11 protein-coding genes and 1 pseudogene are annotated in these 13,987 nt (G+C 67.9%); 11 read left to right on the top strand and 1 reads right to left on the bottom strand.

Going from position 1 to position 13,987, the window contains the following annotated elements; all coding sequences use genetic code 11:
- Positions 1–61: 61 nt before the first annotated feature.
- Complete coding sequence (gene thrS / locus Tbon_RS10710; RefSeq protein ID WP_192497925.1) at positions 62–1,885, bottom strand: threonine--tRNA ligase; 1,824 nt, start codon at positions 1,883–1,885, stop codon at positions 62–64.
- A 431-nt stretch (positions 1,886–2,316) separates the two neighbouring features.
- On the opposite strand from thrS, the pseudogene Tbon_RS14515 reads away from it, so the two are divergent.
- The 11 genes and pseudogenes from Tbon_RS14515 to Tbon_RS10650 all read left to right on the top strand — a co-directional run.
- A pseudogene (locus Tbon_RS14515) lies at positions 2,317–2,619 on the top strand (sigma-70 factor domain-containing protein); the annotation flags it as partial.
- Between the two features lie 75 nt (positions 2,620–2,694).
- Positions 2,695–3,906, top strand: coding sequence for an RNA polymerase sigma factor RpoD (gene rpoD, locus Tbon_RS14450; RefSeq protein WP_374761724.1), 1,212 nt, complete (start codon positions 2,695–2,697; stop codon positions 3,904–3,906).
- A 131-nt stretch (positions 3,907–4,037) separates the two neighbouring features.
- A complete protein-coding gene (locus Tbon_RS10695) occupies positions 4,038–4,580 on the top strand; it encodes an NUDIX hydrolase (RefSeq protein WP_158067695.1) in 543 nt (180 codons plus the stop codon).
- A gap of 175 nt (positions 4,581–4,755) precedes the next feature.
- Entirely contained in the window at positions 4,756–5,496 is a 741-nt protein-coding gene (locus Tbon_RS10690; protein WP_158067694.1) for a succinate dehydrogenase cytochrome b subunit, read from the top strand.
- Between the two features lie 10 nt (positions 5,497–5,506).
- A complete protein-coding gene (locus Tbon_RS10685) occupies positions 5,507–7,420 on the top strand; it encodes a fumarate reductase/succinate dehydrogenase flavoprotein subunit (RefSeq protein WP_158067693.1) in 1,914 nt (637 codons plus the stop codon).
- A gap of 5 nt (positions 7,421–7,425) precedes the next feature.
- Positions 7,426–8,208 carry a succinate dehydrogenase/fumarate reductase iron-sulfur subunit gene (locus tag Tbon_RS10680; RefSeq protein WP_374761723.1) on the top strand — a complete coding sequence of 261 codons (783 nt, stop codon included), beginning with the start codon at positions 7,426–7,428 and terminating at the stop codon, positions 8,206–8,208.
- A gap of 107 nt (positions 8,209–8,315) precedes the next feature.
- Complete coding sequence (locus Tbon_RS10670) at positions 8,316–9,950, top strand: methyl-accepting chemotaxis protein (protein ID WP_225734605.1); 1,635 nt, start codon at positions 8,316–8,318, stop codon at positions 9,948–9,950.
- A gap of 127 nt (positions 9,951–10,077) precedes the next feature.
- A complete protein-coding gene (locus Tbon_RS10665) occupies positions 10,078–10,458 on the top strand; it encodes a hypothetical protein (protein WP_158067690.1) in 381 nt (126 codons plus the stop codon).
- Between the two features lie 129 nt (positions 10,459–10,587).
- Positions 10,588–11,154, top strand: a complete 567-nt coding sequence (nrdR, locus tag Tbon_RS10660; protein WP_158067689.1) for a transcriptional regulator NrdR — start codon at positions 10,588–10,590, stop codon at positions 11,152–11,154.
- Between the two features lie 4 nt (positions 11,155–11,158).
- Positions 11,159–11,482 (top strand): hypothetical protein, encoded by a 324-nt coding sequence (locus tag Tbon_RS10655; RefSeq protein ID WP_158067688.1) that lies wholly within the window; start codon positions 11,159–11,161, stop codon positions 11,480–11,482.
- 68 nt (positions 11,483–11,550) lie between these two features.
- The gene (locus Tbon_RS10650; RefSeq protein WP_158067687.1) at positions 11,551–13,944 is read left to right on the top strand and encodes a vitamin B12-dependent ribonucleotide reductase; all 2,394 of its coding nucleotides are present in this window, start codon (positions 11,551–11,553) and stop codon (positions 13,942–13,944) included.
- The last annotated feature ends 43 nt before the right edge of the window (positions 13,945–13,987 follow it).

Here is a 13,987-nt window from a genome sequence, read left to right as displayed (position 1 = left end):
GCACAGCCGGGCCGGCGCAGGGCTGCGCCGGCCCGGTTCTTTTTCCCGGCTGGACGGGGGATCAGCCGCCTGGCGCGGGGGCAGGGGCTGCGGGATGCACGCCGGGAGTAAGGAGGCGTTCATCGCGCTCGCGGCGGAGCCGATCGATGACTTCGGTAAGGGGGACGGAGCCCTGGTCGCCTTCGCCGCGGACGCGGAGGGAGACAGCGCGGGCCTCGGCTTCGCGGTCGCCGACAACGAGCATGTAGGGCACCTTCTGGAGCTGGGCGTCGCGGATTTTGGCGTTCATCCGCTCGTTCCGGTCATCGACCTCGACGCGGAGGCGATGCTGGCGGAGCGCCCCGGCGACCTCGCGGGCGTAGGGCTGGTGGCGGTCCGCGATCGGGATGACGACGGCCTGGACGGGGGCGAGCCAGAGGGGAAAGTTGCCTTCGTACTCCTCGATGAGGAGGGCGACCATGCGCTCGAGGGTGGAGATGATGCCGCGGTGGACGATGATGGGCTGGTGCCGCTCGCCGTCCTCGCCGATGTACTCGAGGCCGAACTGGCGGGGAAAGTGGAAGTCGACCTGGATAGTGGAGAGAGTCTCCTCCTTGCCGGCGGCGGTCATGAACTGGACATCGATCTTGGGGCCGTAGAAGGCGGCTTCACCCACGGCGGGGAAGTAGTTGAGGCCGAGGCGATCGAGGACGCGACGGAGGAGGGCTTCGCCCTTCTGCCACATCTCGGGGTTGTCGACGTACTTCTCCTTATCGTCGGGGTCGGCGAGTGAGAGGCGGTAGCGGTAGTTGCGCAGGCCGAGGACGCCGTAGGCGTGCTCCATGAGGCGGAGGACCCCTTCAACCTCGGCTTCGACCATGGCGGGGTCGGTGCAGAAGATGTGGGCGTCGTTGAGCGTCATGATGCGGACGCGGCTCATGCCGGAGACCTGGCCGCTCTTCTCCCAGCGGTGCATGTTGCCGAACTCGGCGATCCTGATGGGGAACTCGCGGTAGGAGTGGAGCTCGGAGGCGAAGACCATGATGTGGGAAGGGCAGTTCATGGGGCGGAGGACATACTCCTCGCCTTCGCGCTCCATGACGGGGTACATGGCGTCGTGGAAGTGGTCCCAGTGGCCGGACTTGACGTAGAGCTGGCGCTTGGAGACGGCGGGGGTGACGACGTGGCGGTAGCCGCGCTCGAGTTCGAGGTCTTCCATCCAGCGCTGGAGTTCGCGGCGGATGGTGGCGCCGTTGGGGAGCCAGACGACGTGGCCGGGCCCGGTTTCATCGAACAGCTCGAAGATTTTGAGCTCTTTGCCGATGCGGCGATGGTCACGGCGGCGGGCCTCTTCGAGCTGGCGTTCGTAGGCGGCGAGTTCTTCTTCGGTTTCGAAGAGGGCGCCGTAGACGCGCTGGAGCTGGGGGTTCTTCTCAGAGCCGCGCCAGTAGGCGCCGGCGACCGAGGTGAGCTTGAAGGCGCCGATTTCGCCGGTGTGGTTGACGTGGCCGCCTTTGCAGAGGTCGGTGAAGCTGCCGTGGGTGCACTGGGTGATGGTGCCGTCTTCGAGGTCTTTGAGAAGGTCGAGTTTGAAGGGCTGATTCTTCCAGCGTTCGAGGGCCTCTTCGCGGGTGATGGCGGCCATCTGGAAGGGCAGCCTGCGGGCGACGCTCTCGCGCATGCGGTTTTCGAGCCATGCGAGGTCCTCGGGGGTGAGGGAGCGCGGGAGGCGGAAGTCGTAGTAGAAGCCGGCATCGATGGGCGGGCCGATGCCGAGTTCGGCATCGGGGAAGAGCTCGAGCATCGCCTCAGCGAGGAGATGGGCGGCGGAGTGGCGCATGCGCGCGAGGCGCTCTTCCTTCGGGAGGGAGGCGAGGTCGACGTGGGATTCGATTGGCGTGGCCATGGTGCGGGAACCTCCGGCGGGATGCGGATGGCGCCGCAAGGCCGGGACGAGCGGCGCGCTCGTGGTTCCACCCGGCTTTTCCGCGCGGAGGCACGGACTCATTGGCGGCCGATAACGGGGCCATCCGCGCGGCCTTATCGCCCGTGGGCGCCTCGGCGCGGGCTCGCGGGGGGTGTTCGCCTGCCTGGCGCCGCGCTTTCAGCCGGTGGCGCGGCTCTCTGTCGGGGTCGGCGGGCTACTCGTCCCGGTCGTCGCCTGTTTGCGGACGCGGGCACGTCCGCTGGGAGCAATCGGGAGGAGTATAGCACCGGGCGGGGCGGGCGCTCGCCGGGGGCTTGTCCTTCTCTGAAAACTTGCTATCATGGAAAAGGCGCATTCTGCCCTGCGCGACTTGAGGTTTCCCGAGAGGGAGAGGGAGCAGCAATCTGAGCATGTCCGACGATGTCCTGGCCGATTCGACCATCACGAGCGACGACTCCGTTCTGGACGGGGTCCTGAGCCGGCTGTCTTCCTACGACGACGCCGAGGCTGCCGAGGAGGACCTTGCGGGCCTGGCGGTCGAGGAGGAAGAGGAGAGCCCGCTCGACGAAGAAGAGGAGGACGAAGAGGCGAGCATCGCGCTCCTGACCGAGGAGTCGGAGGGAATCGACGACCCGGTCCGGATGTATCTGCGCGAAATCGGCAAGGTGTACCTGCTCACGGCCGACGACGAGAAGCATCTCGCGCGGCAGATGGAGCACGGGCTCCACATCGAGTCGATCGAGAAGGAGTACGTGCAGAATTACGGGCATCCGCCTTCGGCCGGGCGGATTGCGGTGCGGCTGCTGGAGCAGTGGGCTGCCCTGCTTCCGGTGTACAAGGAAGCGAAGCGGTTCATTGACGAGTTCGACAAGTTCGTCAAGCCGGCTGCGGAGGGCGAGGCGACCGTCGTGCGGAAGTGGCGGGACCCGAACGGCCGGAAGCTGAAGAACCTGAGCTACAGCGAGGTCATCGGCGACCCGCAGTTCCGCGGGCTGGTCGACGGCGAGATCGACCCGGACTTCAAGCAGCACATCGCGAACAAGCTGAAGATTTCGGACGAGGACGCGCACCAGCGGATCGTGCAGCTCTCGATTGTGACGGCGGTGCTGACGCCGGAGCTGATGCGGGAGATGGCGGAAGAGGCCGGCGGCGAGGACCAGCTGGTGCCGCCGGCGCCGGACCTGATCGAGAAGCTGGCGCCGCTGGAGGAGAAGCTCCGGTACCACTTCGACACGATTAAGCGGAACGGCCAGAAGGCCCAGCGGCGGCTGACGGAGGCGAACCTCCGCCTCGTGGTCTCGGTGGCGAAGAAGTACATCGGCCGGGGGATGTCGCTGCTGGACCTGATCCAGGAAGGGAACATCGGCCTCATCCGGGCGGTGGAAAAGTTCGACTACCGGAAGGGGTTCAAGTTCTCGACCTATGCGACGTGGTGGATCCGGCAGGCGATCACGCGGGCGATTGCCGACCAGGCGCGGACGATCCGGATCCCGGTCCACATGGTAGAGACGATCAACAAGCTGGTGCGGGTGAGCCGGCGGCTCGTGCAGGAGTACGGCCGGGAGCCGACGAGCGAGGAGATCGCGCGCGGGATGAGCGAATCGGGGAAGGGCGATGCGGCGCTCTTTACGCCGGAGCGGATTCGCGAGATCCAGAAGGTTTCGCAGGAGCCGGTCTCGCTGGAGACGCCGATCGGCGAGGAGGAGGACAGCCACCTCGGCGACTTCCTCGAGGACCCGGGCGCGCTCTCGCCTGCCGAGGCGGCGAGCCAGCAGCTGCTCCGGGAGCAGGTCGAAGATGTGCTGGCGAGCCTGACGGCCCGTGAGCGGCGGGTGCTCCAGCTGCGGTTCGGGCTGGAGGACGGCCGGAGCCGGACCCTGGAGGAGGTGGGCCGGGAGTTCGGCGTGACGCGCGAACGGATCCGGCAGATCGAGGCGAAGGCGCTGCGGAAGCTGCGGCACCCGAGCCGGAGCAAGAAGCTCAAGGACTACCTGGAGTAATTCGGCAGCCGGTCTGCGGCATGCCGGGCAGGGCGGCCCCCGGTCGGGGGCCGCACTGCTGTGTTGCTGCTGTGGCGCCGGGGCAGGCGGCCGCGTCGACGGTTCGGGCGGGATGGCCGAGAATCGGCGGGATGGCCGACCCGCGCGTGGTTTCGATCGAGACGGTGTACCGCGGCCGCCTGTTCGATGTGGAGCTGGCGACCCTGGAGATGGACGGCGGCGTGGTAGCGCGCCGGGAGACGATCCGGCACCCGGGCGCGGTGTGCATGGTGCCTGTGCTGGCGGACGGGTCCCTGCTGCTGGTGACCCAGTACCGGTACGCTGCGGGCCGGCGGCTGCTCGAACTGCCGGCCGGCACCCTCGAACCGGGAGAGGCTCCGCAGGCGGCCGTTGCGCGCGAGCTCCAGGAGGAGGTCGGCCACGCTCCCGGCAGGGTGGTGCCGCTGGGAGGGTTCTACGTGGCGCCGGGGTACACGAGCGAGTACATCCACCTGTTCGCCTGCCTTGACCTGGAGCCGTCGCGGCTGGCCGGCGACGAGGATGAGGACATCGAGGTGGAGCGGCGGACGCTGGCGGAAGCGCTGGCCGCTGTGGAGGCGGGCGAGATCTGCGATGCGAAGTCGGTCATCGGGGTGCTTCGCTGGGCGCGAATGGTTGAATCATCGAATCGATAGGTGTGCGCAGGTTCAATAGCTGGGATGTATGACGGCTGATTGAACGCCCGGCGGATGGGGTCGTAGGATTCGCGGGGAACTGCAGCAGGCGTGACGGTGCGGGGAATCGCCGGGGCAGGACCAGCTCGCCCGGGAAACTGCCACGGCCGGGCGAACGACGTCCAAGGAGGGGGGCATGCTCTCAGGGACACGGGCGCGCGGCGTGCAGCCGCTGCGGCAGCGGCGCGTGAGGCCGCGCATCTGGATTCTCGATTTCTACGGCTCGGCGGTCGGCAAGAAGGCGGTGATGGCCGTCACGGGCATCGTGCTCCTGGGCTTTGTCCTGGTGCACATGCTCGGGAACCTGCACCTGTACCAAGGCGCCGAGAAGATGAACTGGTACGGCGAGTACCTGCGCGAGATTGGCGAGCCGGTGCTGCCGCGGACAGGTCTGCTCTGGATTGTGCGGAGCCTGCTCATTGTCTCGTTCGCGCTGCACATCCACGCCGCGGCGACGTTGACGCTGATGAACCGGCAGTCGCGGCAGACGAAGTACCAGGGCGGGCGCGATTACCTCGCGGCAAACTACGCGGCGCGGACGATGCGGTGGAGCGGCGTCATTGTCGGCCTGTTCGTGCTGTACCACCTGATGGACCTGACCTGGGGTATGGGCGGGGCCGACTTCACAAAGGGGCACCCCTACGAGAACGTGGTCGCGAGCCTTTCGCGGGCGCCGGTGGCGGGGGTGTATATCGTGGCGAACCTGCTGCTGGGGATGCACATCTACCACGGGGCGTGGAGCCTCTTCCAGTCGCTGGGGTGGTCGCATCCGCGGTTCAACCACTGGCGCCGGTGGTTCGCGATGGCGTTCGCAGCCGTCATCGTCATCGGCAATGTGTCGTTCCCGATTGCTGTGCTGACCGGCATCGTGGAGTAGGGGGAGAGCCATGCTGGACGCGAAGATTCCCGCGGGACACCTTTCGGAGAAGTGGAGCAACGCCAAGTTTGAGACGAAGCTGGTGGCTCCGCAGAACCGGCGGAAGTTCGAAATCATCGTGGTCGGAACGGGGCTGGCGGGCTCCTCGGCGGCAGCGACGCTCGGGGAGATGGGCTACAACGTGAAGGTGTTCTGCTTCCAGGACAGCCCGCGGCGGGCCCACTCGATTGCGGCGCAGGGCGGCATCAACGCCGCGAAGAACTACAAGAATGACGGCGACTCGGTCTTCCGGCTCTTCTACGACACGATCAAGGGCGGCGACTACCGCTCGCGCGAGGCGAATGTGTACCGCCTCGCCGAAATCAGCGTGCAGATTATCGACCAGTGCGTGGCCCAGGGGGTGCCGTTCGCGCGCGAGTACGGCGGCCTGCTCGATAACCGGTCGTTCGGCGGTGCCCAGGTGGCGCGCACGTTCTATGCACGGGGGCAGACGGGGCAGCAGCTGCTGCTCGGCGCCTACCAGGCGCTCTGCCGGCAGATTGATGCGGGCACCGTGAAGATGTACCCGCGGACGGAGATGCTCGACCTGGTGGTCGAGAACGGACGTGCGGTCGGGATCATCACGCGCGACCTGGTGACTGGCGAGATCCAGCGGCATGCCGGGCATGCGGTAGTGCTCGCCACCGGCGGGTACGGGAACGTGTTCTACCTTTCGACCAACGCGAAGGGAAGCAACGTAACGGCGGCCTGGCGGGCGCACAAGAAGGGCGCGTTCTTCGCGAACCCGTGTTTTACGCAGATCCACCCGACCTGCATTCCGGTGAGCGGCGATTACCAGTCGAAGCTCACCCTGATGAGCGAGTCGCTGCGGAACGACGGCCGAATTTGGGTTCCGAAGAACAAGGATGACAACCGGCCGCCGAACCAGATCCCGGAGGAGGAGCGGGACTATTACCTGGAGCGGATGTACCCGTCGTTCGCCAACCTCGTGCCGCGCGACGTGGCCTCGCGGGCGGCGAAACGGATGGTCGATGCGGGCTACGGTGTCGGGCCGCTGAAGAACGGGGTGTACCTCGATTTCAAGACGGCGATCGAGCGGCTTGGGCGGGCGGTGATCGAACAGCGATACGGCAACCTGTTCGACATGTACGAGAACATCACAGGGGAGAACCCGTACGAAGTGCCGATGCGGATCTACCCGGCGGTGCACTACACGATGGGCGGCCTCTGGGTGGACTACAACCTGATGTCGAACCTGCCGGGGCTGTTCGTGCTCGGCGAGGCGAACTTCAGCGACCACGGCGCGAACCGGCTGGGCGCCTCGGCGCTGATGCAGGGGCTGGCCGACGGCTACTTCATCCTGCCGACGACGATTGCTGGGGACCTTGCGCCGCAGCTGAACCACCCGGTGCCCTCGACGGATTCGCCGGCGTTCAAGGAGGCGGAGGAGGGCGTCCGCGAGCAGATCAACCGGCTGCTGAGCATCAAGGGCAGCCGGTCGGTGGACTCCTTCCACCGCGAGCTCGGGAAGATCATGTGGGACTACTGCGGCATGTCGCGCAATGCCGAGGGCCTGAAGTATGCACGGAAGCGGATCGCGGAGCTGCGGGAGGAATACTGGAACGACGCGAAGGTGCTCGGCGAAGGCGAGACGCTGAACCAGTCGCTGGAGAAGGCAGGGCGAGTGGCGGACTTCTTCGAGCTGGCGGAACTGATGTGCCAGGACGCCCTGCACCGCGAGGAATCCTGCGGGGGGCACTTCCGGGAGGAGTACCAGACGCCCGACGGCGAGGCCCAGCGGGATGATGAGCACTTCGCGTACGTGGCGGCCTGGGAGTACTGCGGGCCAGGGAAGGACGCGAAGCTCCACAAGGAGGAGCTGGTGTTCGAGTACGTGCACCCGACGCAGAGGAGCTACAAATGAGGACGCTGAACCTGACGCTGAAGGTGTGGCGGCAGTCGGGGCCGAACGACCCGGGCCGCTTCGAGGTGTACGAGGCGCGGGACATCAACGAGGACAGCTCGTTCCTCGAGATGCTGGACGTGGTGAACGAGCGGCTGATTGCGGAGAACAAGGAGCCGATCGCCTTCGACCACGACTGCCGGGAAGGGATCTGCGGGTCGTGCGGGATGGTCATCAACGGGGTACCGCACGGGCCGAAGAAGCTGACGACGACCTGCCAGCTGCACATGCGGAACTTCAAGGACGGCGACACGATTGTGGTGGAGCCGTTCCGGGCGACGGCGTTCCCGGTGATCAAAGACCTGGTGGTGGACCGCTCAGCGTTCGACAAGATTATCCAGGCCGGGGGGTACATCACGGCGCCCACCGGCGCGGCGCGGGACGCGAACAGCATCCTGATCCCGAAGCCGGTTGCAGACCGGGCGTTCGATGCGGCGGCATGCATCGGCTGCGGGGCGTGCGTGGCGGCGTGCCCGAACGGTGCGGCGCAGCTGTTTACTGCGGCGAAGCTCGCGCACCTGAACCTGCTGCCGCAGGGGCAGCCGGAGCGGTGGAGCCGGACGGTCGCGATGGTCGACACGATGGAGGAGTATTTCGGCAGCTGTACGAACTATGCCGAGTGCGAAGCCGTGTGCCCGAAGGGGATCAGCATCGAATTCATCGCCAAGATGAACCGCGACTACCTGAAGGCGAAGTTCAAGGACCGCCGCGAGGTCGTGAAGGTCGATATGACGGAGGCCGCCGGCTGAGCGCCCGGTAGGGAGTCGCCGGGGAGCGCATCGGGAGCGTTCCCGATACAGAAACCGGCAGCGGCCCCCGAGACTGAGTGCGACGCATCTTCCTCGGGGGCCGTTGCATGTCTGGAACCGGTGCTTCGCGGGCGCTCGCGCGCTTCTCTGTGGCCAATCTGCTGCTGGCTGCGTGCCTGGGAACGGTCGCGCTCATCGCGGTGATGGGCGTCCTCGGGTATACGTTCCTTTTTGACGCTGGCGAAGCGGGGAGGGCGCGCCTGCTCGCCGGAATCGCCATCGTGGCGAGCGCGGGCGCGCTGGGCGCCGGGTTCTGGTTGTGGGCGCAGATCCGGGCCGGTTCGGCGCCGGTCGTCCGGGCGGCGCGGCAGCTCGCGCTGGGCGAGCTGCCGGCGGAGGTGCCGGCAGGCGGCGTCGGCGAGTTCGCCGAGCTGGCGGCGTCGTTCGGGGCGGCGGTCGCCCACCTTCGGCAGCTGAGCGACGTGGCCCAAAAGGTGGCCGGGGGCGACCTGACCATCGCGGTGCCGAAGGCGTCGGACGGCGACGTGCTCGGGGCGGCGATGCAGCAGATGATTGATGACCTGCGCGAGGTCGTGGGGACGCTGCTTTCGGGCACGAAGCGGCTGGTTGATGCCTCTGGTGAGATGCACCAGTCCTCGGAGATGATGCGCAGCGCGTCGCAGGAGATTGCCACGGCGATTGGCGACGTCAGCGCGTCGTCGGTGCACCTTGCGGAGCTGGCGTCGAATTCGGACCGGCATTCGAACGAGCTGACCGATGTGCTCGAGATGATGGTGGAGACGGCGCGGGAGAACGCGGCCTCGGCGCGGGAGGCGCGGAATGAGGCCGAGGCGATCGGGGCCAGGGTGACGGAGATGGCCGCGCGGGCCTCCCGGGTGGCGAGCGAAGCGGCGCACAGCCAGGAGGTGGCGACGGAGGGGTACGAGGCGGTCCAGCGGGCGATTCGGGCGATCGACGGGCTGGCGGCGTCGGTGGAGGCGACCGCGCGGACGGTCGATGAGCTCGGGACCTTCGGGGAGCAGATCGGCGACATTGTGCGGACAATCGACGAGATTGCCGGGCAGACGAACCTGCTGGCGCTGAACGCCGCGATCGAGGCGGCGCGGGCCGGCGAGCAGGGACGCGGGTTCGCCGTGGTGGCCGACAGCGTCCGGGCGCTGGCGGAGCGCTCGTCGGCGGCAACGAAGGAGATCGCCGCGCTGGTGGCGCGGGTGCAGGAAGGGACGCAGCTGGCGGTGGCGGCGATGAACGAGGGCGTCGCGCAGGCCGAGGAGGGCCGGACGGTCTCGGCACGGGCAGGGGAATCGCTGCGGGCGATCATCGATGCGGTGCGGAAGTCGACGGAGCACATCCAGGCGATCGCCGTCGAGGTGGGCGACCTGCGGAACGGCGCGGAGCGGATTGTGGCGGCAGTGACGTCGATCGCGGAGGCGGCCGACCAGAACGCAGGGCGGGCAGCGGAGACGGCGCGGTCGGCGGCGGCGCTGCGGAGCGCCGTGCTGCAGGTTGCGGCCACGAGCGAGGAGAACTCGGCGGCGGCCGAAGAGGTGGCGGCTTCGACCGAGGAGCTGACGGCGCACGCGGACCGGCTGAACCAGACGGCGGTGCAGATGCAGGCGCTGGCGAGCGAACTCCGGGCATCGTCGGAGCGGTTCGCGTGGGAGCGCCGGAAGGTCAACATGCCGGTGCCGGTGGACCGGCGGAAGCGGCCGGCGGCCTGACCGCCGGCGCTACAGGGGGAGGCGCAACGGGTCGCGGACGCCCGCCGGGAGACCGGCGGGCGCGTTTCCTTCGTCGCAACCGGCGCCGGACCTGACAGGCCGAGGCCGGTGCGGTACGGTACCGGGCATGGGGCGCAGACGGAGCCGGAAGGCGGAGCGGCGCCAGCAGCGCCGGGAGTGGACCGGGGCGTGGCGGGAGGACCCCGGGCCGCTGGCGGCATGGGAGGAGCTCGAGGAGCGGCGGGACGTGGGGACAGCCTGGCGGGTGCCGTTCGCGAGCAGCGATGACGCGCTGTGGGAGGCGTTCGCGGCGCGGGCGTCGGAGCCGGCCCGGCCGGAAGCGGCGGCGGCGCGCACCTGCGGCGGGTGCAGGGAGTTCGTGGAGGACGGCGACCTCGGCCGGGGGACCTGCCTGCACCCGGGAAGCGGGGTGCTGCACCCGTGGACGGACACGCCGGCGTGCGAGTTCTGGAGCCGCGGGCGCCGGGATGGGGTGTGGCGCCCGTAGGCGGGGCGGCTGACCTGCTACAAGATCTTGTAGGGACCTGTTGACAGGCTACCAGATATTGGGGCAGTATTTGCGGGCGCCGGCACGGAACTGCGCAGGCGCCTATACCGTTCAGGAGTTGTTGCCGCGGTGCGCTGCCCCTACTGCCACTACCGGGATTCGCGGGTAACGGATAGCCGTTCGACCGACGACGGGATCCGCCGGCGCCGGCAGTGCATCCGCTGCGGCGAGCGGTTCACGACGGTGGAGGTTGTGCAGGTTTCGACGGTGCAGATCGTGAAGCGGGACGGGCGCCGGGAGGAGTTCTCGCGCGAGAAGCTGCTCCGGGGTCTGCGGGCCGCGTGCGCGAAGCGGTCGATCTCCGTGGCGCAGCTGGAAGCGATCGTCGCCGAGATTGAAGCGAAGGTGCAGGCGGACGGCCGCGCCGAGGTGCCATCGCAGGTGGTGGGAGAACTTGCGATGGACGCGCTGCGGAAGCTGGACCACATCGCCTACATCCGCTTCGCTTCGGTGTACCGGTCGTTTGCCGACATCGAGTCGCTGAAGGAGGCGGTGGAGCAGCTGGAGCAGGGCCGGGTCCCAACCTTCGAGGAGCGGACGCTGCAGCTGTCGCTCCCGGAGCCCGAGCCGACCGACCTGCGGGCCGTCCGGCTCGGGCGGGACGAGGCCGCATCCCTGGCGGAAACGGCACGGTAGCGCCGTGAAGATCTGGGAGGTGCACGCCAGCCTGGGCCATGGCCCCATTCGGACGACGCCGGACGGCGACGCGGATGTGGGCGGGCTGCTGCTCTCGGAGAAGGCGTACCTGCTGGTGATGCGGGCGCTCCGCCCGCAGGAGCTGACGGCGCTGGTGGCTGCCGAGGGGCCGGCCGGCGCCGCGGACCGGCTGCTTGTGCAGTTCGCCGGGTTCGATGCCGACGGCACCGGGCGGACGCTGACGCTGGGGCGGACGCGCCTCGGCGAGCCGATTTTGCGGCGGAACGACGAGGTGCCGCTGGCCGAAACCGGCCGATTGAGCCCCTAGGCAAGCGGAACATTTGTTCGTACACTACGGTCCCACCCCGCGGACCGCCAAATACAGGGAGGAACACTATGGTCACCACCACGCACGACATTCCCGGGCTCGGGGGCGACTTTCAGCCGGCGGAGCTTTCACACAATGCGAAGGTGGTGATCGAACGCCGCATCGCCAAGCGGAACGAGCAGGGCGATGCGGTTGAGACGCCGGACGAGGTGTTCCGGCGGGTTGCCCGGAACCTGGCTGAAGCGGAACTTCGGTTCGGCGGGACGGAGCAGGACCGGGCCGCGGCGGAGGAGTCGTTCTACCGGCTGATGGCGTCGCTCGATTTCCTGCCGAACTCGCCGACGCTGGTGAATGCCGGGCGGGAGCTGCAGCAGCTCTCGGCGTGCTTCGTGCTGCCGGTGCCGGACTCGATCGAGGGCATCTTCGAGGCGATTAAGCAGACGGCGATCATCCACAAGTCGGGCGGCGGGACCGGGTTCTCGTTCTCCCGCCTGCGGCCGGCCAACGCCAAGGTGAAGTCGACGATGGGCGTGGCGAGCGGGCCGGTGTCGTTCATGAAAGTCTTCGATGCGGCAACCGAGGCGATAAAGCAGGGCGGGACGCGCCGGGGCGCGAACATGGGCATTTTGCGGGTCGACCACCCGGATATCGATGAGTTCATCGAGATGAAGGCCGACATGACCACGCTGACGAACTTCAACATCAGCGTGGCCGTGACCGAGGCGTTCATGAAGGCGCTGGAGGCGGGGACGACCTACGACATCATCGACCCACAAACCGGCCAGCCGGTTGCGAAGCGGGACGCCCGCGAGGTGTGGGAGAAGATGGTGCGGAACGCCTGGAAGAACGGCGACCCGGGGGTGATCTTCATCGACCGGATCAACGCAAGCCGGGCGAACCCGGTGCCGAAGCGCGGGCCGGTTGAGTCGACGAACCCGTGCGGCGAGCAGCCGCTCTATCCGCACGACTCGTGCAACCTCGGCTCGATCAACCTGAAGCACTTCACAAAGGGGGAGCCCGGGGCGAAGACGGTTGATTTCGAGCGGCTGCGGACGACGGTCTGGCGGGCGGTGCACCTGCTCGACAACGTGATCGAGATGAACCAGTACCCGATTCCCGAGATTGCGGAGGTTTCGCACGCGATTCGGCGGATCGGGCTCGGGGTGATGGGCTGGGCCGACATGCTCATCGACCTGCGCATCCCGTACAACTCGGAGGAGGCGCTGCGGCTGGCGCGCGAGGTGATGTCCTTCATCCAGAAGGAGGCGGACGCGGCGAGCGAGCAGCTGGCGCGGGTGCGGGGAAACTTCCCGGACTGGGCCGATTCGATCTACGGGCCGAAGGGGCCCGAAGGGCCGCGGCCGATGCGGAACGCAACGCGGACGACCATTGCGCCGACGGGCACGCTGAGCATCATTGCGAACTGCTCGGGCGGGATTGAGCCGGTCTTCGCGCTGGCCTTCATCCGCTCGCACTACCTGGACAAGAACGACCCGACGAAGCGGACCGAACTGACCGAGGTGAACGAGCAGTTCGAGGCAGTGGCGAAAGCAGAGGGGTTCTACAGCGAGGAGCTGATGCGGTTCCTCGCCGAGGGCGGGCACCTGTCGGAGCGGCCGGAGGTGCCGAAGTGGGTGAAGGACGTGTTCGTGACCGCGCACGAGATTTCGCCGGAGTGGCACGTGCGGATGCAGGCGGCCTTCCAGGAGTTCACCGACAATGCGGTCTCGAAGACGATCAACTTCCCGAACTCGGCGACGGTCGATGACGTGCGGATTTCGTACGAGCTGGCGTACCGGACGGGGTGCAAGGGGATCACCATCTACCGGGACGGCTCGCGCGAGTTCCAGGTGCTGAAGCACGCGGAGAAGTCGGACGCCGAGAAGGCGGTCGAGGCGGCGCAGGCGATTGTGGCGCAGGCCGCGGGGCCGGTGCGGCGGCGGCTGCCGGACGAGCGGCAGGCGATCACGCACAAGTTCCGCGTCGGCGAGCAGGAAGGGTACATGACGGTCGGCCTGTTCGAGGACGGGACGCCGGGCGAGGTGTTCATCAATGTCTCGAAGCAGGGCTCGACGGTCTCGGGGCTGATGGACACGGTCGCGATGCTGACGAGCTACGCGCTGCAGTATGGCGTGCCGCTCTCGGAGCTGGCCTCGAAGCTGAAGAACACGCGGTTCGAGCCGAGCGGCCCGACCAGCAACAAGGAGATCCCGATCGCGACAAGCATCGTGGACTACGTGTTCCGGTGGCTGGAGCTGAAGTTCGGCGGTTCGAAGGCGGCGGCCCAGCCGGCGCTCATCCCGCCGGACCTGGTGGTCGAGAGCACGGGCGCGAACGTGGCCGCGAAGCTACACAGCGACGCGGTGGCCAGCGGGGTCGGCTGCCCGGAGTGCGGCGCGGTGCTGTACTACGCGGAGGGCTGCCTCGTCTGCCACAACTGCTTCTACAACAAGTGCGGCTGAGCTGAGCCGCGAGCGCACGCACACTCCGGAGGTGCAGGCCGTG

This window comes from Tepidiforma bonchosmolovskayae, from assembly GCF_008838325.1.
In the GTDB taxonomy this organism is placed as follows: domain Bacteria; phylum Chloroflexota; class Dehalococcoidia; order Tepidiformales; family Tepidiformaceae; genus Tepidiforma; species Tepidiforma bonchosmolovskayae.
This window is presented reverse-complemented; position numbering and strand designations above follow the sequence as displayed.